17 protein-coding genes and 2 pseudogenes are annotated in these 19,306 nt (G+C 38.6%); 9 read left to right on the forward strand and 10 right to left on the reverse strand.

The genetic code is table 11. The annotated features are described in order from the left end of the window. Window positions 1-188: pseudogene (locus G322_RS23885) on the forward strand (IS3-like element ISGur6 family transposase); the annotation flags it as partial. A 226-nt stretch (window positions 189-414) separates the two neighbouring features. On the opposite strand, the pseudogene G322_RS22255 reads toward G322_RS23885, so the two are convergent. After that, window positions 415-1,490, reverse strand: a pseudogene (locus G322_RS22255) (IS701 family transposase). 352 nt (window positions 1,491-1,842) lie between these two features. Here G322_RS22255 and G322_RS0109940 point away from each other — a divergent pair. From G322_RS0109940 to G322_RS0109950, 3 genes are all read left to right on the forward strand, one after another. Beyond that, window positions 1,843-3,816, forward strand: a complete 1,974-nt coding sequence (locus G322_RS0109940; RefSeq protein WP_033422103.1) for a tRNA(Met) cytidine acetyltransferase TmcA — start codon at window positions 1,843-1,845, stop codon at window positions 3,814-3,816. Window positions 3,817-3,972: 156 nt separating this feature from the next. Next, the gene (locus G322_RS0109945; protein WP_022941642.1) at window positions 3,973-4,665 is read left to right on the forward strand and encodes a pseudouridine synthase; all 693 of its coding nucleotides are present in this window, start codon (window positions 3,973-3,975) and stop codon (window positions 4,663-4,665) included. Then, on the forward strand, window positions 4,658-4,960 hold the full coding sequence (locus G322_RS0109950) for an MGMT family protein (RefSeq protein ID WP_022941643.1): 303 nt from the start codon (window positions 4,658-4,660) through the stop codon (window positions 4,958-4,960). The genes G322_RS0109945 and G322_RS0109950 overlap by 8 nt, the downstream gene beginning before the upstream one ends. A 9-nt stretch (window positions 4,961-4,969) precedes the next feature. Here G322_RS0109950 and G322_RS0109955 read toward each other — a convergent pair whose 3' ends face one another. From G322_RS0109955 to G322_RS0109965, 3 genes are all read right to left on the reverse strand, one after another. Further along, the gene (locus G322_RS0109955) at window positions 4,970-6,250 is read right to left on the reverse strand and encodes a cation:proton antiporter (RefSeq protein ID WP_022941644.1); all 1,281 of its coding nucleotides are present in this window, start codon (window positions 6,248-6,250) and stop codon (window positions 4,970-4,972) included. 387 nt (window positions 6,251-6,637) lie between these two features. Beyond that, a complete protein-coding gene (locus G322_RS0109960) occupies window positions 6,638-7,003 on the reverse strand; it encodes a TlpA family protein disulfide reductase (RefSeq protein WP_022941645.1) in 366 nt (121 codons plus the stop codon). 21 nt (window positions 7,004-7,024) lie between these two features. Further along, on the reverse strand, window positions 7,025-9,196 hold the full coding sequence (locus G322_RS0109965) for an alpha/beta fold hydrolase (RefSeq protein ID WP_022941646.1): 2,172 nt from the start codon (window positions 9,194-9,196) through the stop codon (window positions 7,025-7,027). A gap of 117 nt (window positions 9,197-9,313) precedes the next feature. Here G322_RS0109965 and G322_RS0109970 point away from each other — a divergent pair, with 117 nt between their 5' ends. Further along, window positions 9,314-10,504 carry a class I SAM-dependent methyltransferase gene (locus G322_RS0109970; protein ID WP_022941647.1) on the forward strand — a complete coding sequence of 397 codons (1,191 nt, stop codon included), beginning with the start codon at window positions 9,314-9,316 and terminating at the stop codon, window positions 10,502-10,504. A gap of 64 nt (window positions 10,505-10,568) precedes the next feature. On the opposite strand, the gene G322_RS0109975 is transcribed toward G322_RS0109970, so the two are convergent. From G322_RS0109975 to G322_RS0109990, 4 genes are all read right to left on the reverse strand, one after another. Further along, the gene (locus tag G322_RS0109975) at window positions 10,569-11,387 is read right to left on the reverse strand and encodes a MetQ/NlpA family lipoprotein (protein ID WP_022941648.1); all 819 of its coding nucleotides are present in this window, start codon (window positions 11,385-11,387) and stop codon (window positions 10,569-10,571) included. Window positions 11,388-11,424: 37 nt separating this feature from the next. Then, the gene (locus G322_RS0109980; RefSeq protein WP_022941649.1) at window positions 11,425-12,111 is read right to left on the reverse strand and encodes a methionine ABC transporter permease; all 687 of its coding nucleotides are present in this window, start codon (window positions 12,109-12,111) and stop codon (window positions 11,425-11,427) included. After that, the gene (gene metN, locus G322_RS0109985) at window positions 12,101-13,135 is read right to left on the reverse strand and encodes a methionine ABC transporter ATP-binding protein MetN (RefSeq protein WP_022941650.1); all 1,035 of its coding nucleotides are present in this window, start codon (window positions 13,133-13,135) and stop codon (window positions 12,101-12,103) included. Before metN ends, G322_RS0109980 begins: the two co-directional genes overlap by 11 nt. 406 nt (window positions 13,136-13,541) lie before the next feature. Then, window positions 13,542-13,892, reverse strand: coding sequence for a TehB family protein (locus tag G322_RS0109990; protein ID WP_022941651.1), 351 nt, complete (start codon window positions 13,890-13,892; stop codon window positions 13,542-13,544). A 221-nt stretch (window positions 13,893-14,113) separates the two neighbouring features. Here G322_RS0109990 and G322_RS0109995 point away from each other — a divergent pair, with 221 nt between their 5' ends. The 4 genes from G322_RS0109995 to G322_RS0110015 all read left to right on the forward strand — a co-directional run bounded on the left by G322_RS0109995 (window position 14,114) and on the right by G322_RS0110015 (window position 17,422). After that, complete coding sequence (locus G322_RS0109995) at window positions 14,114-15,718, forward strand: SagB/ThcOx family dehydrogenase (protein ID WP_022941652.1); 1,605 nt, start codon at window positions 14,114-14,116, stop codon at window positions 15,716-15,718. 17 nt (window positions 15,719-15,735) lie between these two features. Continuing rightward, window positions 15,736-16,077, forward strand: a complete 342-nt coding sequence (locus tag G322_RS0110000; RefSeq protein WP_022941653.1) for a 4a-hydroxytetrahydrobiopterin dehydratase — start codon at window positions 15,736-15,738, stop codon at window positions 16,075-16,077. A 20-nt stretch (window positions 16,078-16,097) separates the two neighbouring features. Continuing rightward, window positions 16,098-16,547 carry a GNAT family N-acetyltransferase gene (locus tag G322_RS0110005; RefSeq protein WP_022941654.1) on the forward strand — a complete coding sequence of 150 codons (450 nt, stop codon included), beginning with the start codon at window positions 16,098-16,100 and terminating at the stop codon, window positions 16,545-16,547. 476 nt (window positions 16,548-17,023) lie between these two features. Beyond that, the gene (locus G322_RS0110015) at window positions 17,024-17,422 is read left to right on the forward strand and encodes a CBS domain-containing protein (protein ID WP_022941656.1); all 399 of its coding nucleotides are present in this window, start codon (window positions 17,024-17,026) and stop codon (window positions 17,420-17,422) included. Between the two features lie 199 nt (window positions 17,423-17,621). Here G322_RS0110015 and G322_RS0110020 read toward each other — a convergent pair whose 3' ends face one another. Then, entirely contained in the window at window positions 17,622-17,969 is a 348-nt protein-coding gene (locus tag G322_RS0110020) for a hypothetical protein (RefSeq protein WP_022941657.1), read from the reverse strand. 432 nt (window positions 17,970-18,401) lie between these two features. Continuing rightward, window positions 18,402-18,935 (reverse strand): hypothetical protein, encoded by a 534-nt coding sequence (locus G322_RS0110025; RefSeq protein WP_022941658.1) that lies wholly within the window; start codon window positions 18,933-18,935, stop codon window positions 18,402-18,404. Window positions 18,936-19,306: the final 371 nt, after the last annotated feature.

Below are 19,306 nucleotides of genomic sequence, written 5' to 3' on the forward strand. Positions count from 1 at the left end.
ATTTCATTAATGGCAACACAACTAAACAACGCGTTGTTTCTTCTTCTGAAATTAAAAATCTTAAACATGAAAATAAGTCATTAAAAAAAGAGCTACATCGTAAAGATAAAGCCTTAGCTGAAACTGCCGCATTATTGGTACTCAAAAAAAAAGTGCAGGATATTTGGGGGGACGACGAGGATTATTAACCAGTGAGGAAGATCGCCAAGTTATTTTATCACTTATAAAAGAGGCAACTGATTCAGGCGCTCGGAAAAATGAAGCATGTGAAGTCATTGGTATAAGCGCCAAAACAGTATAGAGGTGGTCAAGTTCAGATAGCAATAAAGATAGGCGAATAGAGATGAAAAATATCCCTCCTAACAAGCTTAGTGAGCTTGAACGAGCACGCATATTAAAACTTATTAACTGATGTTACGCAGTTAAAGACTGCATCTGTTGCCAGACTTTAAATGCTTCTTTTTGAGCTTTTATATAAAGCTTCGTTTTCAATCCAAATGTGGTTAAGCCTTTTTTGATGCTTAACCCTTCCAATTTTGCGGTTGCGAGCAACGACATAAAAATATGATTACTCTGGGTCTTTGCTTTTTTGGCTGGTGATTTTGCCAGTCCGGTGTTTGATTTTATATTTTTGTGAAAAACTTCAACTTTCCATCGTTTTTGATAGATTGTTTCCATTGACTCTTTATCTAGCTCAATATCATTACTGATCAAATATAATATCCCTTCACTGCCATCTTTGTTTTTAAAAATTTGTCGATGCAAAATAATAGGAATATCCATACCTTTTACCCAACCACAAATCGGAGATCCTGACCAATCTAATGAATCAATACGTTGGAAGCGTCCTTGTAATTTGTCTTCTTTACTAAGCGCTATCAAGCGGTTACTTTTTAATGCTAATAAAAAATATTTTCCCATTTTCTTATCGATAAACTTCATGTTATCAATAGATGAAAACCAGCTGTCAGCCAATACATATCGCCATTTTAGTTGGTTTTGTTTGCATGCCTTGAGTATCGTGATTAAATCCTCATTCTTGGTCGTATTACTTTTTCTTTTTATCTTTTTATCTTTTTCGTCTTAACATCTGAGTATTAAATAGGTTTTGTTATTAGTTTAAAGGCAACAGGAAGGCTTGTTTCATTCGCATGATAAATACAGTTCAATAAGTTAATACCTTTAACAGAACGGCCCACGGTATGATCAAAGTGCCAACTAATGAGTTCATTTTCACTAGAGTAAGGCTTTTCTTGAACAGTATCATCAAAAATTAACACGCCCTCATCAGACTCAATTTCCCGCACATCTTTTTTTACATATTTCCACAAATCAGCCGAGCTAAACTGCTTATGTGAGAGAAAACGAGTAACTTGATCGTGGCTAATATCTCCATCCAGAAGATTAGATACACCTGTTGCCGTTGTATAGCTGAATGAGGTGACAAGATAATCAATGTACAGCTCAAATATTTGTTTGTTTTTATTCATCGCTCTATTTTAACTATTTTAGAAATGAAAGTTTAGTCTTACTGCGTAACATCAGTTATATGATTTAGTTTAGATTGATAATTGTCTGTCTCCTACCTTTTAATTTCACGCCCTCAACCAGCGAGGCGGGGAACGCTCAAGCACAAACGTCAACCCTTTGACATACTTTGTAGTTCTTTCGATAAAACAAAATAAGTTTGCTCTATTTATTGGACAAGCTCGCTTTTTAGTAACAGCATAACGATGATATAAACGCCAACCAACTGATAATGTCCCTGAATAAATAGCACTCAATAGAAAATAGCTCAGCGTGTTAAACTCACTTTTTGTCGCCAATAACGGGAAGCCTATCGTGCCTTATCTTCACACCACCATTGAAACTGCACAGCAGATTGCACTGCAAGCTAATCACCGCCAGCTGATTCAATTAATAGGTAACGCTACGTGGGTGATGCAACAGGCAAAAAAAATCATTAAAGCTCAACACTATTTTTGGGTTGGAGAAGCGCCTCAAGGTGTGATTAACCATCAATATAAGCAGTTACTTGGATTAGAGTGTGAACTGTTAATTATCAATGCACATGACCATTTTGATGCCAATGCATTTGCTGGCGCAGAAGGTACATTAAAAGGAGGAGGTTTACTTATTTTATTGAGCGATGTAAACAATGAAAGCAAAACCCTGTTTGATAGTTATCTACAGCAACAATTAAACAATAGCTCTTTTCTACAGTTCACAGAAAATGAGCCACTCCCAACACTAGCAACGCCCCTGCCTTACACACAACAACCTCTTAATTTACAACAGCAGCAACATGCGATTGAAGCGATTATCAAAACGGTTACGGGGCACCGTCGTCGCCCGTTAGTATTAACCGCTAATCGAGGTCGAGGAAAATCAGCAGCATTGGGTATTGCGGCTAAACAGTTAGTAAAATCTGGTATTCAAAAGATTTTAATCTGTGCGCCTAATAAAGGTGCAACCACTACCCTATTCAAACATGCAGGTGAATCAGAAAAGATCACCTTTATCGCGCCGGATCTGCTATTACAAACTAGACCACCCTGCGACTTATTGCTGATTGATGAAGCAGCAGCTTTGCCAGTGCCAATGTTAGAGGCATTAACGTTACACTATTCACGGTTGGTATTTGCAACAACCTTGCATGGGTACGAGGGATCGGGTCGGGGCTTTGCACTGCGTTTTCAGAAACGACTCAAGGAGATAGCACCTCAATATCGTTTTTTACACCTTGATCAACCTATCCGTTGGGATAAAAAGGATCCGCTTGAACAGTTCACACTGCAACACCTGTGTTTAACGGAGAGTAAAACTAAAGCCCCTGATTACGACTGTAATAAAACAGTACAGTTTGAGTTGATTAAAGCGGAGCAGTTACTTGAAAATCATGCTTTATTAACCGAGCTATTTTCACTTTTAGTCACTGCTCACTATCAGACTAAACCTTCTGATTTAGAGAAATTACTTAATGATCCGCAACTGTCTATTCTACTGTTAACACAGAACCAGCAGATACTTTCTGTGGCACTCATTAATCATGAAGGTGAGATTGAACAGCATCTTGCAAGACAGATTCTCCAAGGTGAACGACGTATCCAAGGTCATTTAGTCGCACAATCACTTACCTTTCATTGTACGAAAATAGACGCTGCAGCACACAAATATGCACGTATTCAACGTATTGCTACCCATCCAACAGTCCAACGACAAGGGTTAGGAAAGCTATTTATTGAAAAAATAACAGCGTGGGCAAAAACACAACAGTTTGATCACCTGTGCGCTTCATTTGGCGCAACCGATGAATTACTGAAATTTTGGCAGAACAGGCAATTTTCCACACTGCGTATTGGATCTAGAAAAGACACAAGCAGTGGTACTCACTCTTTTATTGTTAATAAGCCGATCTCAGAAAAGGCTAAAAAGTTACACATATCAATTCAAAAGCAATTCCAACAACAACTAACAACTCAGGTAAGTCGTCACTTACAACAGTTAGAAACAGGGTTAATTATCAGCCTGTTAAGTGAATTTAAAAAGCACAGTATCAGTCACCCTCTTATTAACAATTACGCACAGGGCAATCTGCCTTATGAGTTTGCTGAATTTCAATTAATCACACTTATTAGCAATAGTGACATTTCCCTGCTGGATAAAAAACAGCAAACGCTTACAATACAAAAAATCCTACAAAATAGGAGTTGGGCTGAAATCTGCCAAGAAGGTCAATACACAGGCAAGAAACAGGCTCAACTGGCACTACGAAATGCCATTAACCAACTCATACCAAAGGAACTAAAAAGGTGATCAGTCTTGCTGGTTAAAATTATCCCTAACTACGTTGCGAGTTTTGAAGTGAGAACAACTATCTCCTGCAACTCACGCCTTGTTAGCACTAATTTTTCCTGCACAATACTGATCACTTCATTAATTCCATGGGTATCATTAAAGAAGAAGAATAAAATGCGCCTAGATAAATATATATGTGAATCCACCCCGATGACTCGTAGCCAAGCTAAAAAGGTGATCAGTCAAGGTCGTATCAAAAGTGGCGATAAAGTAGTGCGCAGTAGCGCTTATAAAACCAAAGAGGATGAAGTTATCTCGTTTGACGATAACATCATCTCGGTACGTGGTTTACGTTATATTATGCTTAATAAACCGCAAGATTTTATCTGCTCTAATGTAGATGAGCAGCTACCTAGCTTGTTTAACCTGATTGATGTCGAGAAAAAAGATCAGCTGTTTATCGCGGGTCGATTAGATGCAGATACAACAGGACTGGCTTTGATCACTGATGATGGAAAATGGTCTCATAAGGTCACTAGCCCACGTAACAAATGTAAAAAACGTTATCGTGTTGGTCTTGATGCGGTGATCAGCGATGAAGCAATTGCACAACTTAAAGAGGGAGTGCAACTTAATAACGAACCTCAGCCTTGCCTGCCAGCTGAAGTGGAAGTGATCTCAGAAACAGAGATTGTACTGACCATTAGCGAAGGTAAATACCACCAAGTTAAGCGTATGTTTGCTGCCGTAGGAAATTTAGTGGTTGAGCTACATCGTGAGCAAATTGGTGGTATTGAACTCGATGCCAGTTTAGAACTTGGTGAGTGGCGTTATCTGACCACTGCCGAAGTAAAAAGCATTGCTTAATTCATTCAACCAACGTTGTTATGATCTGCTTAAGCTTATTCCCGAAGGTTATGTTGTTACCTACGGGGATATCGCTCATGCACTGGGTGGTAAAGCCTATCAAGCAGTGGGCAACGCCATGGCAAGCAATCCGAACCCCATTGTTGTGCCCTGCCACCGTGTAGTAAAAGCCAATGGTGATATTGGTAACTATGCGTATGGAGTTCCTAAAAAAATTGCACTGTTACACAGTGAAGGAATAAAAACCGCACAGAGTAAAATTATCAACTTTACAACCGTGCGTTTTATCTTTTAACACACAGCACTATCTATTTTTAGCTTGCCACACCTTGGCTTTATTGATGAGCGGTGTGATGGTTGAACCTTGCACTAAAATAGAGAAAAATACTACCGCATAAGTCATCACCAATATAATTTCTCTGACATCGATATTTTTCTCTGGAATAACCCATACACCCGCAGGAATTGCCATCGCCATCGCCAAAGCAAGACCTCCGCGTAATCCACCCCAGGTTAAAATAACCACTGAAAATGGATTGTATTTCCTAAAAAAACCAAAACCAACATATGAAAGCTGAACACTTAAAAAACGCGCAACCAGCACCAAAGGGATGGCAATTAACATCACAAGCCAATCCTCTTTATGAAAGCTAAATTGCAACATACTTAAACCAATAAGTAAAAACAGTATGCCATTTAAAAACTCATCAACAAGCTCCCAGAAGTGATCTAACTGCGCTTTACTCTCTTTAGAAAAGCCAGTGACCCGTGTCCAATTACCAATGATAATACCCGAAACAACCATTGCCAGAGGACCTGATACACCAATAATATCAGCAAAAACATAACCCGAAGTCGGGATGCCAATGGTTAATAATAGCTCCATTGCATGGTCATCTGTTGCGCTTATCAGATAGTGAAATAACATGCCTAATGCCACGCCATATACTATGCCACCTAATGCTTCATGCAAAAATAATAAACTGATAGAACTTGCTGTGGGCTCTCCGCCAGAGAAAGCGATAGAAAAAAGAGTGATGAAGATAATCAAACCAAAACCATCATTAAACAGTGACTCTCCCTCTATCTGTGTTGATATTCTCTGAGGGGCATTAATTTTTTTAACAATCGCAAGAACAGCAATGGGATCTGTCGGAGAGATTAAGGCGCCAAATAATAGACAGTAAATAAGGTCAAAGGGTAAACCGATAAATTGACAAATGTACCATAAAACAATACCAACAAATGCAGTCGAAAAGAGTGTAGCAGCAAGGGCGAGTACTGTAATCTCCCATTTTTGATCTTTTATCTGATCAAGCTTAATGTTCAACCCCCCTGCAAATAATAAAAACCCTAAAATGCCTTTTAAAAGAAAACTTTCAAAATTAATCTCTTCTAATAAAACCACCGCAACATCTTGCAGTTGCGTAAAGCCATTTTTCCCCGCAATAATAACTAACAAAGAGATAATTAACGAAGCAGCGGTGATCGCGATGGTATTTTGCATCTTGCCTATTTTGCTATTAACAAAAGTGATCAGCATCGCGACAGCAGCAATAAAACAGAGGGTGGTATAAACAGACATCTAAATATTCCAGAGAAGGGTGAATGAGACCAACTTTAAGTATTCACTCATTAAAATTCAACCTTAATCTCCATTATCAGCAATTAAATTTAATATAAAAGAAGAAATGGAGATGATGATTTTAGCGACTATGCTTTAAATCTCTGATCATACCCATTTCGATAAGCCTTAAATTTCGCACGATTTTGCAACCCTTGTGGGCAGACCAAGTCATCACCTTTGCCCGATTCCATTGCGTTAAAATAGCAAATATTGGGTTGTACTCAAGTGTACGCTAAACTAATTAGCATCGAATGTCCGTCAGGTGTAGGGATGTACTCATCATCAAGAAAACCGCCCTAATAAATATTGAAATGCCTGCAGTTCCGCCATCTAGATAAGCAGTATTTACAAATCAATAAGTTGCTTAGTAAATTTATCCAATAACTCATTCAATTGTTCAGCAGAGATAACTTCAACATTGTCTGCATCAATAACCTTTCCCTCGATCACTAACACAGTGCGTGGAAAACCATGCCCGCCTAACAATTCAGTAAAAGCTTGATGCTCAGTAGAAAGGTAGACATTTTTATCTTTTTGCACTGCAAGCGTATAAAAGCTTAGCGATTTTGTGGCTAAAGAATGGCTAAAGTCTGGTAAATGATAGGCTTGTTCTGTGCAATCAGAACACCATTTTGCAGTCAGGTTTACCACACAAGCGGTAGCAGTCAGGATACTTTTTTGCACCTGCTCAAGGGAACTGTTTTTAATCATAAGTGGGTCTCAGTAAGTTAATTATAATAACGACAAAAATTGCTCAATCAATTTGAAAGTGGCAACACTCTCTTTACCTCTAACAATAACATGTTGCTGTAACGGTAGGTATTGCAGGGATTTTTCTGTTGATGTTACTTTATCGATTACCTCCCGTGCAGAGCTTGAATCAACCACAGGATCGTCCTCAGCCTGAATCACTAACAAAGGTGCTTTAACCAAACTTAACTGCTCACGACAACTGTTTTGTAGTTCAAGTAAACGTGTCAAACCCGCTACATAAATTTTATCGTAATTTGTATCTGGGTATTTTGCTTCATTTTCAATATAGGGCAACCTACCAGTTTCCACTGAGAGCCCTTTTAACAGACGATTCCATCTATCTAACAGAGGAGAGAATTTTGCAGATTTTTGACATAAAGTTAACGCGGGATTGATGGCGATAATAGCAGCTAATTTTTCTAATTTTGAAGAGGCTAACAATAACGCCAATAACGCCCCCGCGGAAAATCCTGCTAACACTACTTTCTGGTGATAATGAGAAAGTACGGCATAACCGCGTTTTACTGATTCTAACCAACACTGTAATTCAACATTTTTAAGCTCAGAAGCATGTGTGCCATGACCGGCAAGACGCACCAAATAAACACCATATCCCTGCTGATTAAGATGCTCCGCAAGCTGTAATAACTCTCCCGGCGAAGCAAGAAAACCATGTATCAATACAATACCTGCTTTGTTTTTATCGCCCGCCATAAAACGAGGCTTTCCCACCTCTCTATTTTTACTTTCATCTTTTATATAAGAGCGCATACGTTCATTTTCATAGATGGATTTATCACGTTCAATCACCGCTTCAGCCACCATCAATGAACGTTTTTGACTAGACATATTAGTCAATTTTTTAATGATTTTCAGCGCCCACTTCATCACCTCAAACTCATTAGCTAATACACTGGTGGTGTTATCCAGGCGCATACGATGAAAAGGCGGTGGCGTTTGGATATTTTCATGATCCACCCGCAAACAACCATCACTGACCATCGCGACAGATTCCTCAGCGGCCAGCTTCATCACACTGTTATAAGCGGGGTAATCTCCATCAGCAACTAAATTAATAATGCCATCTCGAATACTACGATGCACACGTCGATGATTCTGTTTTTTGATCTGTAAACACGCCAAATATATTATTTGTTTAAACGCTTTTTCCGATATCCCTTGCACAGGCACATAGCGCAATGCAGTCGTAACGACATGATCCATATTAATAGACAGTCGCGTATAAACTCGGTGCATAAATTGCTGGGTTAAACGATGGCGCATTAGTTTCATCATCCAGTCCATTTTTTGATCCGCAGAGATAAAAGGTAACAGATAGGAAAATAGGCGACGATAGGGTTTACTGAAACGGCGAATATCGATGGGATGACCAAAGGAGATGGAGATATCACTCTCATTTAACAGAATTTTCCCCTCAACCAACAACTCCTCCTGCAGTTTAGGTTCGAGATCTTTTACCATCAACTGCACCCCTGTCGATAATAGGTTTTTGCCCGGACGCAGTGGGTAATAGGTGATGTTAACAGGCACAATACATAGGTCTAACGGGGCAAGATCACCCGGACCACGCAGATCATAGGTATCTTGATAATAGTTAATGAGCGCTTCATTATTATCCGCAATAGCGCGTTTATACTGCTCTTTCATCAAAAAAGTTTTTAACGCTAAGACTGAAGCCCCTGTATGTGGTGCACGTATTTTATCTTCTAACTGTAGCTGCAAGCGCCCATCATGCATCACTTTTTTATTTTTTATCATCGAGCCTTCAGGAAAAATAACCCAGTTGTGCGAACCTTTCATCAACTCAGAGATCATTTTTTCATCTCGACCAGGCATATCAATAGGATACGCGCCAACGGACTCTAAATACTGACCAAATTTACCTTTAAAAAGATTACTATCAGCCAAAGAGTGTGCCATTTGGCCATTATGTTTATAGAGGATATGTAGCAGAAGCCCCGTTTCAAAACGGGTAAAATGGTTAACCACAAACAGGGTAGGATTGGCGCGTAACTTTTCTTGTCCCTCAACAGACACCGCTGAGCGACTGACTTTTTTAATCGCACTGACAATCAAGCTTGCAAAACGAAACGAGCGATTGGCTTTTTTTAGCGTCTCCTCGGATGACATAACATCTCCTCTATTTAAAATTAAGTATAGACGCTATAACACATCACATTAATAGTAAAAAAAACGGTAGAATAGCGCCAGAAAACCTGCATTCATATAAAGGAGAAAGAGAGAGTTATGCCAACCATCAATAGTGCTGAATTAGACCTGTTTTTACAAACGTGCAGTGATGCTTTTAATAATCAGCAGTTACAGCGCGTCGTACTTTCAAAATACAAAGGTGATGAAACGGAATTAAAACGCATCACCATCCGCCCGATCTTACTAAAAGATAAGCGTTTACTCTCTTTTTTATACGAATATAAAACCAACCACATTACTAAAAATCTCCCTCTCACAGCGTCATTGGAATTTTTCAAAGCAGAGCTAGGTGTACACTTTTTTAATGCGCATCTATTAACCAATGAGTGGGAAGTGCCATTAAGCGTGACCAAAAAAGGCAAGGTATTAATGAAAAAGCAAAAAAACAAAAATCAAGCGCCCCAAAAGCCAGAAAATGCCTCACATGATCGCGCTAAAAATCGTTTTGTAGAACAACATCGCCCCTACCTACGTGAGTTAGGTGTTACCGATGCACAGGGCAATATCATCCCTGCAATGTCGCGAAAATGGAAACAGATAAACAAGTTTATTGAAGTATTATCACGCGCCATTGATAACACCGGACTTGCCAAACAGAACAAAGTACATATTGCTGATTTTGGCTCAGGAAAAGCATATTTAACCTTTGCGGTGCATGACTATTTTGTGGATAAATTACAGGTTGAAACAGAGGTGACAGGTGTTGAACTTCGTCAAAAACTAGTGGATTTATGCAATGACACCGCACAAAAATTAGCACTACAGGGCATTAAATTTGAACAGGGAGATGTGCAACATTTTAAAGCGCAAGGCATCAATATTATGATTGCCCTACATGCTTGTGATATCGCTACCGATTACGCCATTCATATGGGCATTCGCACTGGCGCAGAAATTATTATGTGTTCACCTTGTTGCCATAAACAGATCCGTCCACAAATGAAAAGTCCTGCACTATTAGCACCACTACTACAACACGGTATTCACATGGGACAAGAAGCAGAGATGGTGACAGATGGTTTACGTGCGTTATTGTTAGAAGCACACGGCTACGACACACAGGTATTTGAGTTTATCTCGCTTGAACACACCAGTAAAAACAAGATGATATTGGCTCAGAAACGTAAAAAATCGCGTGATAACAGTGCCATTCTCGCGCAAATAGAGGCAATTAAAACCTTTTATGGCATTCAAGAGCACTGTTTAGAAACCCTACTTAACGCTTAAAAAAATAGGGTCAGTGTAAAATTCACTCTTTTACTCTGACCGCTATTTTTTGTAGTCGTTTAGATTACCAACCTTTAGCGATACCCCCTTTGAAGATGTCAAAGGCAGCTTGGTACACTTCATCAGACTGATATGCCTTCACAAAGTTTTGTACATTCTCGGCTTGCGCATTGTCTTCACGCGCAACGATTAAGTTAACGTATGGCGATTGTTTATCTTCAACAAACAGACCATCTTGATCAGGAGACAAGTTAATAGAGCTTGCGTAAGTGGTATTGATAACCGCAAGGCTAACATCATCCAATGAGCGTGGTAGTTGCGCCGCTTCTAGCTCAATAATCTTAAGATTTTTCTCACTGCTGATAATATCCAGAACCGTTGCTTTAAGACCAGCACCCTCTTTTAATGTTAACAGACCCTGCTGCTCTAATAAGATTAAAGCACGTCCTAAATTAGTGGGATCGCTTGGTACTGCGATTTGATCACCTTCTTTTAACTCATCTAATGATTTGATTTTATTTGAGTAACCCGCAATTGGATAAACAAACGTATTACCCGCAATAGCAAATTTGTAACCACGATCTGTAATTTGCTGATCTAAATAAGGTTTGTGTTGGAAAGCATTCGCATCAATTGAACCTTCATCAAGCGCCGCATTAGGCGTGATGTAATCAGAAAAGATCACCAGTTTAACGTCTAAGCCATATTTCTCTTTGGCTACTTTGGCTGCAATTTCTGCAATTTGTGCTTCAGAACCCGCAATAACACCAATGGTTACCTTGTTGATATCAACCACAACAGCCTCTTTTTCACTACAACCGAACAATGCAACAGTAGACGCTAAGCCTAAAATGGTTAATACTTTTTTAAGATTAAAGTTCATAAATTTTCCTTTTGATATTATGAATAAGAACAATGATTTAACGATGATCCACCCGCTTCACAAGGTGATCACCAACTGATTGAATAATTTGTACCATGATAACTAAGATAACCACAGTGATCATCATTACCGTACCGTCAAAACGCTGGTAACCGTAACGAATACCCACATCACCAAGGCCACCACCTCCTACTGTTCCAGCCATTGCCGAATAACCGACCAATGTGACTAAGGTGATAGTTACCGCATTAATAATGCCGGGTAACGCTTCTGGCAAGAGTACCTTGTTAATAATTTGTATTGGTTTTGCCCCCATCGCTTGAGCGGCTTCGACTAAACCCGATGGCACTTCCAATAACGCCCCCTCAACAAGACGAGCAATAAAAGGGATAGCACCGATAGTCAGTGGCACAATCGCGGCAGCCGTACCAATTGAAGTACCAACAATAAAGCGAGTGACCGGAATAAGCGCCACCAATAAAATAATAAACGGAATAGAACGACCAATATTGACCACTATGCCTAGGCTTTTATTAAGCGCACTATTTTCTAACAAACCGTTCTTTTTACTTAAGTGTAATAACACCCCCAACGGGATACCCAGTGCAAAGCCGATAAATCCCGAGGTAAAAACCATCACCAATGTTTGTCCCAGCGAATCCACTAATAACTCGATTAAACGAGTGTTTTCTGTCCACCACGTAACCACAGCATTAAACGACATAACCTAGCACCTCCACTTCAACTTTCTGATCTTTTAAATATTGAATAGCTTGTTCTGCCGATGCCTCAGAGCCCAAAAATTCAGCTAACATCAAGCCAAATTTAACCCCACCCACATAATCCATGTTTGAGCTTAATATACTGATATCAATATCAAACTCACGAGCAACATGGCTTATTACAGGTGCATCAACAGACGCTCCAGTAAACTCTAAACGAATCAAAGGATAACTGTTTTCAATGCGTGTTGGTTGTAAACGCGCTTGGTAATCTTCAGGAATAGACAAGTCGAGTGTTGAGCGAATAAATTCACGTGCCAGCGCTGTTTTCGGATGCGCAAACATATCGCCAACTTTGCCCTTTTCAACCAATTTACCATCACCGATTATCGCCACTTCTTGACAAATCCCCTTCACTACGGCCATCTCATGCGTGATCAGCAATATGGTTAAATTTAACGTTTTATTAATTTTTCGTAATAATTCTAAAATAGATTGTGTGGTAGCAGGATCAAGCGCACTGGTCGCTTCATCGCATAATAAAACCTTTGGCTCGGAAGCTAATGCACGCGCAATCGCCACACGCTGTTTTTGGCCACCACTTAAATTAGCGGGGTAAACATCGCGTTTATCCTCTAAACCCACCAGCGCTAATAGCCCTTCTACTTTATTTTTAATCTGCTTTTTCGTTATACCGGCCAATTCCAATGGCAACGCCACATTATTAAAAACAGTACGTGACGACAACAGGTTAAAATGTTGGAAAATCATGCCGATTTTACGGCGTGTCAGCGTTAGTTCCTGTTTCGATAACTCAGTGAGGTCGATGCCATCGACAATAATTTGACCACTGGTTGGGCGTTCCAATAAATTAACACAACGAATTAGCGTACTCTTTCCCGCTCCCGATGATCCAATCACACCAAAAATACTACCTTGCTTAATGGTAAGATTAATATCAGACAGTGCATTAATTACCTTATCTCCCTGATAAAACACCTTATTTACATTTTTTATTTCTATCATCAGGTTTCCTGAAATTAAATGAATGCCACGTTTTAGTAAACATGTGGATGTTTCCTAATTACCTCAATACATTAAGACATCTAGACGTCTAAATCAACGACTAATTATGTCAAAATAAATATATCTTAGTTAAAATTGGCATGAGCTTTTCTTGTTCACTTAAAAAACAGGGTATTCCAAAATAATTAACCACACAAGCGTAAAAAAATCATATTCAATCTCCCTTTTGGATATTTTCATGCAAAAAAGAGATTCAATAAATGATAAAATCAATACCTTCGCCAATTTTGATTTAAGTTTAAAATGGAATTTCATACCCGTACAAATCAACCACTACAAGTGAAAAGTTCGCCAAAATGGGTTGGTTTCCATTTTGGTGAAGGTATTGTGAAATAGACAGCAGTAATTACTCGTTTCTTTCTGATAAATTTTGCTTCACAATATCAGAATCTTGCTGTGCATAAAATTCAACCGTGAACTCAGTATCTTCGGTCATGAGTTCAACTTTATGCCAGTACTCAGGTGGTGAAACAGCAACCTCACCTGCTTTAATGGTTATCTCCTGCTCAATCTCACCACGACGCGTTTTAAAGCCAGAAAATGTTAACTCCCCAACGGCAACACATATTTTCCCGTAAACCCCTGCTTTGGTATTATGTTCAAATAAAAACAGCTTCGGAATATTATCTTTATTCATCACAGAGGTGGTTTTGTAATTTACAAAATCTGCGGGTATCTTTTTATTTTCTTTAGACATATTGTTACCTCATTAATATATTTCCATGACTCATGAGTCATTCCGTTAAGCACTCTTTGCCAGCGCTTATTGCTCTTTTTCAAAAGAGCAATGCTTGTTTATACCATTTCCAGTCATTAACAGGTCATATTAATTATTAGTGGGTTGCAATAGCCTCCCGCTTTAAGTTCCATGTAAAGCGCACTATAGTGATGCTAACTTTACTCACTTTGAGATGAATAATGACCGATCCTGTTTTAGCAACTATTCTAGATTATCATCAACAAAGCAAACACCAACCAACACGCTATGCACGAGCATTAGGTTATATGGATTGGGCAAATCAACCTATACCTTATCGCCTTTATCAAGGTGCAGAAAAAATTCCTTTGCCGTTAATAGCGCCAGAAACAGTTTCCCCCTATTCAGCACTGTCTCAAAAAACCAGTACACCCACTCAGCCGATTTCACTGACGTCCATTGCCAGTATGTTACAACTTAGCTTAGGGTTATCAGCTTGGAAACAATACGGAGACTCAGAATGGGCACTACGTATTAATCCATCAAGTGGCAATTTACATCCTACTGAGTGTTATTTATTATTGCCTGATCTAACCGATCAAAAAGCCGCGAGCATGCATTACAATCCGTATATTAATAGTTTAGAGAAACTCACCGTACTTCCTGACAATGCCAATCAATACTTCAATAAGCAACAAGGTTTTGCCATTATATTAACCAGTATCCCATGGCGCGAAGCTTGGAAATACGGCGAGCGCGCTTATCGTTATTGCCAACACGATCTCGGTCATGCCTTAGCGGCACTGCATATCGCCTGTAATATTAATGGCTGGAAAATGCAATTAATGACGGAGTTAGATCCGCAAACGGCACAAAAGCTATTAGGGTTAACACAACAGAATAATGACGCGGAAAAAGAGTGGGCAGAATGTGTCTGTTGGGTAAGTTGTGAAACAAACGAACTCACTGAAATCAGTAACCACTTATTGTCACTCGCTGAACTCGCGCATCCTCATCAAGCGAATCAACTCAGTAAGACACATGCTGACTGGCCGATTATTGATAACCTATTTGATACATTGCATGTTTTACCTCTGCCAAACGCTGACGCTAAAAAACAACCACTCACAGCAGCAGATGAACAAAGTATTAATTGCACCCGTGACGCACAAAGCATTATTCAGCAGCGACGCAGTGCGCAAAGCTTTGATGCAGATAACAGCCAAATAACGCGGCCAATATTTCTACAGCAACTGCAAAAAACCTTAGCCAGTCATGCTGTGCCTTTTGATGTATTGCCTTACGCCCCGCAAGTGCATCTCGCTATTTTTGTGCATAATGTCGTGGGCCTAACGCCTGGTTTATACTTATGGTGCCGCAATGATGTACATTTACCGTTATTAAAAGTGCAAATGTCAGACAAATTTAGCTGGACACAACCCATTAACAATCAACCTTTGTATCTATTAGAAGCAGGCAATTTTAAGGCACGCGCTAAAATAATGAGTTGTGGGCAAGATATCGCCAGTGACGGCGCATACTCACTGGGTATGTTGGCACAATTTTCTCCGGTGTTAGCGGAAAACCCAAGCGCTTATCCGCTACTTTTTTGGGAAACGGGTTTAATTGGCCAAGTTTTATATCTGCAAGCCGAAGCCTTCTCTCTAAGAGGCACGGGTATTGGTTGTTTTTTTGATGATGAAATGCACAAATTATTAGGCTTAACCAATAATAATTGGCAAATTTTATACCACTTTACCGTTGGTAATGCGATTGAAGATAAACGCATTACCACTAAACCTGCTTACTTTCATTTACAGAGATAAACTTTAAGGAAAATAAAATGCAAAATTTAGCCCAACTTAATTGTAAGCCATGTGATAAAAATACTTCAGTACTTACCGCAGATGAAATGGCCGTCTTATTAACCGACCTTAACGGCTGGCAGGTGATTATGGAAATTGGCATTCATAAATTAACACAATGTTTTGTTACTAAAAATTATAAAAACAGCATGGCTTTTACCAATGCAGTGGCACAACTCGCGGAGAGTGTTAATCATCATCCGTTATTAATTGTCGAGTATGGAAAAGTGACTGTCACTTGGTGGAGTCATAATATTGAAGGCCTGCATAAAAACGACTTTATAATGGCAGCTAAAACATCACTTTTATTTTCAGCGTAATCATATTATAAGGTTTTTCTATGCACTGGGTATGTCTAAAATTTTGTGAACTGTCTAACATGCAGCTTTACCAATTATTAAAATTACGTGTGGATGTCTTTGTGGTTGAACAAAATTGCCCTTATCCAGAATTAGATGATAAAGATCACCAAGAAGATGTTTACCACTTATTAGGTTACCAAGCGGATAAACTGGTTGCCTGTGCGCGTTTATTAGCACCTGGCATTAGTTATGCTCAGGTTAGCCTAGGCCGTATTGCAATCGCAAAAACACATCGTCAGTATGGCTTAGGAAAACTATTATTAAGCACTGCATTACAGCAGTGTGAACAATACTGGCCACAACAAGATATCCAAATTGGTGCGCAGGTTTACCTGATTAACTTCTACACGCATTTTGGTTTTAAACGTCATTCCGCGGATTATTTAGAAGATGATATTGAACACTTAGATATGCTACTCAGTAAATAATAAACCTATTGCTAGCACGCTCATCTCATCCATAGGCCTGATTACACAGTCTGCTTTTGCTTGTTTATCGTATTGCCATTGCACTCTTATGGTGCACATTCTGTGCATTAGTCTATTTCGATACTCACCCTGCCTCATAACAAAACCTAAGTAACTAAAAAATAAGACTTTAAATTAATTTTTATAAAAACGGGCTTTTGGTACGCAATATGCTCCGTGTAGTAGGTAGTCATCAGAAATGATGCTCAGCACCAATAGGTTCAATATAACGTCCAGTTTATTAATACTTATCAGGGATATTTTTGATTTTAATAGCAATGCACTGTTAGTTTCATATTGCTTAATCTAGCACTGTTGCATCGATTTATTCTGATGCCCATTCCGTTAATTTAATGACCAAACATTACCCAAAAAAAAGAAGCGAGTTCAAGGCAGGAGTTGGTATTAATACTCAAATAAAAAATAAGGCTATAAAAATGAAAGAGATAATCGTTAAAGACTTTATGAACATTGATTTTGCAAAAATAAATGATGAAATGCCGGTTATTACCGCATCAATCGAACTCATTAAAAAAGAAGCGTTGGGAGGGCCAATTGTGGACAAAGAAAACAAACTACTAGGCTGGATTTCTGAACAAGAGTGTCTGCAAGTCACCACTCAGTTTGCTTATCACAACCAACGTGTTGCCCTTGTTAAAGATATTATGCGTAAAGACGTACTCAGCATTAAAGCGGATCAGTCTATTTTTTCTCTCGCTGAAAAAATGATAGGCACACAACCTAAAAACTACCCCGTTGTTGACGAGAATAACAAAGTCATTGGTGTGATCACGCGTCGTCGCGTATTAAAAGCGCTACTCGATACTGTCTTCTAGTCATGCTAAACAGACTAAGTGTATGTCTCGATAAAAACGAAAGCAATCGTCGTAAATGGATTTCAATTTATGGGGTCGGAATCTTGATCTAAGTAGAGCCTGAAAAGAGAGATAACAGTAATTGCTGGCTCTCCCCTCTTCTCGTGGAAAACCAGCATCTCTGTCAACGTAACAAGCGAACCAATCAAAGCCACCATTGTTATTTACTTTTTTGCATATATGCCCAATGTAATTTATCGGCGGCATTGGCATAACCAAGCGCAGTATCTGCTTTGGCCATCGCACGGGCATGGTCATAAGCGCCCTGTGGTTTTTCATGGTTATGTTGGGCACTTGATAAATACATTTTTGCATCATCAATTAGCGTATGAACTAATGCCATCTCTTGCTTAGCAATTTTTTTATCCATTATTTTCATATCAACAAGTACTTTGTCAATTTTAGCCTGCGCGACTTGAAAATGAACAGGGCATTCAAAAGCAAAGCTGTTGAATGAAAATAAAGTGAATAAAAACCCAGATATTAAAAATAGAAATCGTTTTTTCATCTTAATCTCCTTGTTTATCTACAAAAATAAAATACAACTTAAGGTGAATGATTATTAATTAACCTTAATAGCTAGCGTAATAATTATAGGCCAACTTTTATTATTGAATGGTAAATAATATCCATGTCACCTCAATACGCTTTGTCAGGCACAGCATGAGCTAACCTTCTAGCGGTAGAGTGAAATAAATGAGTTAAATGATTTATTGTTATTTTGTTGTAACGCGTAGCTGATTTTCGAACTTGCGTCCCGAAGTATCATGGATATATACATTGGGTGCTCTAAAGTATCAAAAGAATTAACAAGTGAATATGAAGACAAATTTATAGTTGTGAGTTTAGACCAGAGATACGAGGGTTAGTGAATACGTTTATAGCGCGCTCGAAGCGACATACCACACTGATTACTATGAAAATTTACCAAATCAGAGTATTAAGCTGCTTGCGAAGCCACCATGATCGGTGATTTTACAGGGCTTAAGTCACTCTCAATTTTATATATCTCTTCCTTAGCTTCAACTAACTGCGAAATTAATTTAGGAAGCGCTTTACGATAAAAATGACCGTTATAAGCATTTGCAGCCACAGGTAACACACACACAAACAAACTTATTTTTTCTTGTATAAACTCAAAATGAAGGCTGTCGGGGCCACCATTAGGCATCACACTAATGATGTTATTAAGTGAATATTCACAAAAATCGATACTTTTTGTTGTCACAGGCTGAAAAATAAAAAAATTATTAGCAATGCGATAAATCGATTCATGTTGTTTTATGGTTAATATCTGTTGCTCAACTAATCGGTTCATTGCCACTTTAAAATTATTTTTGATGCTAGCGACACGTAAAATAATGGCTTTCTTTTTTTCCTCTATCACCTTTCTTCTCTGTGCTTCAACATAAACATAGGCACCAAGAAGTATAACCAAAGCGGAGGGTACAACATATGCAATTACTTCTAACATTTAAGACATCCAATCCATAGACTAATAAGCTAACTTAATCATAACAATAACTTAACACCCATTAAGGCCAATATATTTTAACCTGTAATTTACCACTAAAAACAGAAGAGAAACACCCATATTTGAGTATGTTTGGTGTTTTTTAGACGTTGTTTAAAACTTGTATTCACATTTACAAATATTTAATATCCACTATTTTTACTTAAATAGAATCAAAGTTCTCTTTTTCATGTTTTTTATTCAATAGCACCAAACAACAAAAGAACCATTTAAATTAGCGTTCCTTCATTGCTGAAGTGGCAATTTTTAATTAAGAACTTTGTGAAAAATATTTGTAATACCGATTACATTAAGTATGTGATCTAAATTTT

The sequence above is a fragment of the Psychromonas hadalis ATCC BAA-638 genome (assembly GCF_000420245.1).
Taxonomy (GTDB): Bacteria; Pseudomonadota; Gammaproteobacteria; order Enterobacterales; family Psychromonadaceae; genus Psychromonas; species Psychromonas hadalis.

Bases quoted from the DNA above. Each gene is read 5' to 3' on its own strand.
- G322_RS0109945 (WP_022941642.1), top strand. From the start codon at position 3,973: ATGCGCCTAGATAAATATATATGTGAATCCACCCCGATGACTCGTAGC.
- G322_RS0109955 (WP_022941644.1), bottom strand. From the start codon at position 6,250: ATGTCTGTTTATACCACCCTCTGTTTTATTGCTGCTGTCGCGATGCTG.
- G322_RS0109960 (WP_022941645.1), bottom strand. From the start codon at position 7,003: ATGATTAAAAACAGTTCCCTTGAGCAGGTGCAAAAAAGTATCCTGACT.
- G322_RS0109965 (WP_022941646.1), bottom strand. From the start codon at position 9,196: ATGTCATCCGAGGAGACGCTAAAAAAAGCCAATCGCTCGTTTCGTTTT.
- G322_RS0109970 (WP_022941647.1), top strand. From the start codon at position 9,314: ATGCCAACCATCAATAGTGCTGAATTAGACCTGTTTTTACAAACGTGC.
- G322_RS0109975 (WP_022941648.1), bottom strand. From the start codon at position 11,387: ATGAACTTTAATCTTAAAAAAGTATTAACCATTTTAGGCTTAGCGTCT.
- G322_RS0109980 (WP_022941649.1), bottom strand. From the start codon at position 12,111: ATGTCGTTTAATGCTGTGGTTACGTGGTGGACAGAAAACACTCGTTTA.
- metN (WP_022941650.1), bottom strand. From the start codon at position 13,135: ATGATAGAAATAAAAAATGTAAATAAGGTGTTTTATCAGGGAGATAAG.
- G322_RS0109990 (WP_022941651.1), bottom strand. From the start codon at position 13,892: ATGTCTAAAGAAAATAAAAAGATACCCGCAGATTTTGTAAATTACAAA.
- G322_RS0109995 (WP_022941652.1), top strand. From the start codon at position 14,114: ATGACCGATCCTGTTTTAGCAACTATTCTAGATTATCATCAACAAAGC.
- G322_RS0110000 (WP_022941653.1), top strand. From the start codon at position 15,736: ATGCAAAATTTAGCCCAACTTAATTGTAAGCCATGTGATAAAAATACT.
- G322_RS0110005 (WP_022941654.1), top strand. From the start codon at position 16,098: ATGCACTGGGTATGTCTAAAATTTTGTGAACTGTCTAACATGCAGCTT.
- G322_RS0110015 (WP_022941656.1), top strand. From the start codon at position 17,024: ATGAAAGAGATAATCGTTAAAGACTTTATGAACATTGATTTTGCAAAA.
- G322_RS0110020 (WP_022941657.1), bottom strand. From the start codon at position 17,969: ATGAAAAAACGATTTCTATTTTTAATATCTGGGTTTTTATTCACTTTA.
- G322_RS0110025 (WP_022941658.1), bottom strand. From the start codon at position 18,935: ATGTTAGAAGTAATTGCATATGTTGTACCCTCCGCTTTGGTTATACTT.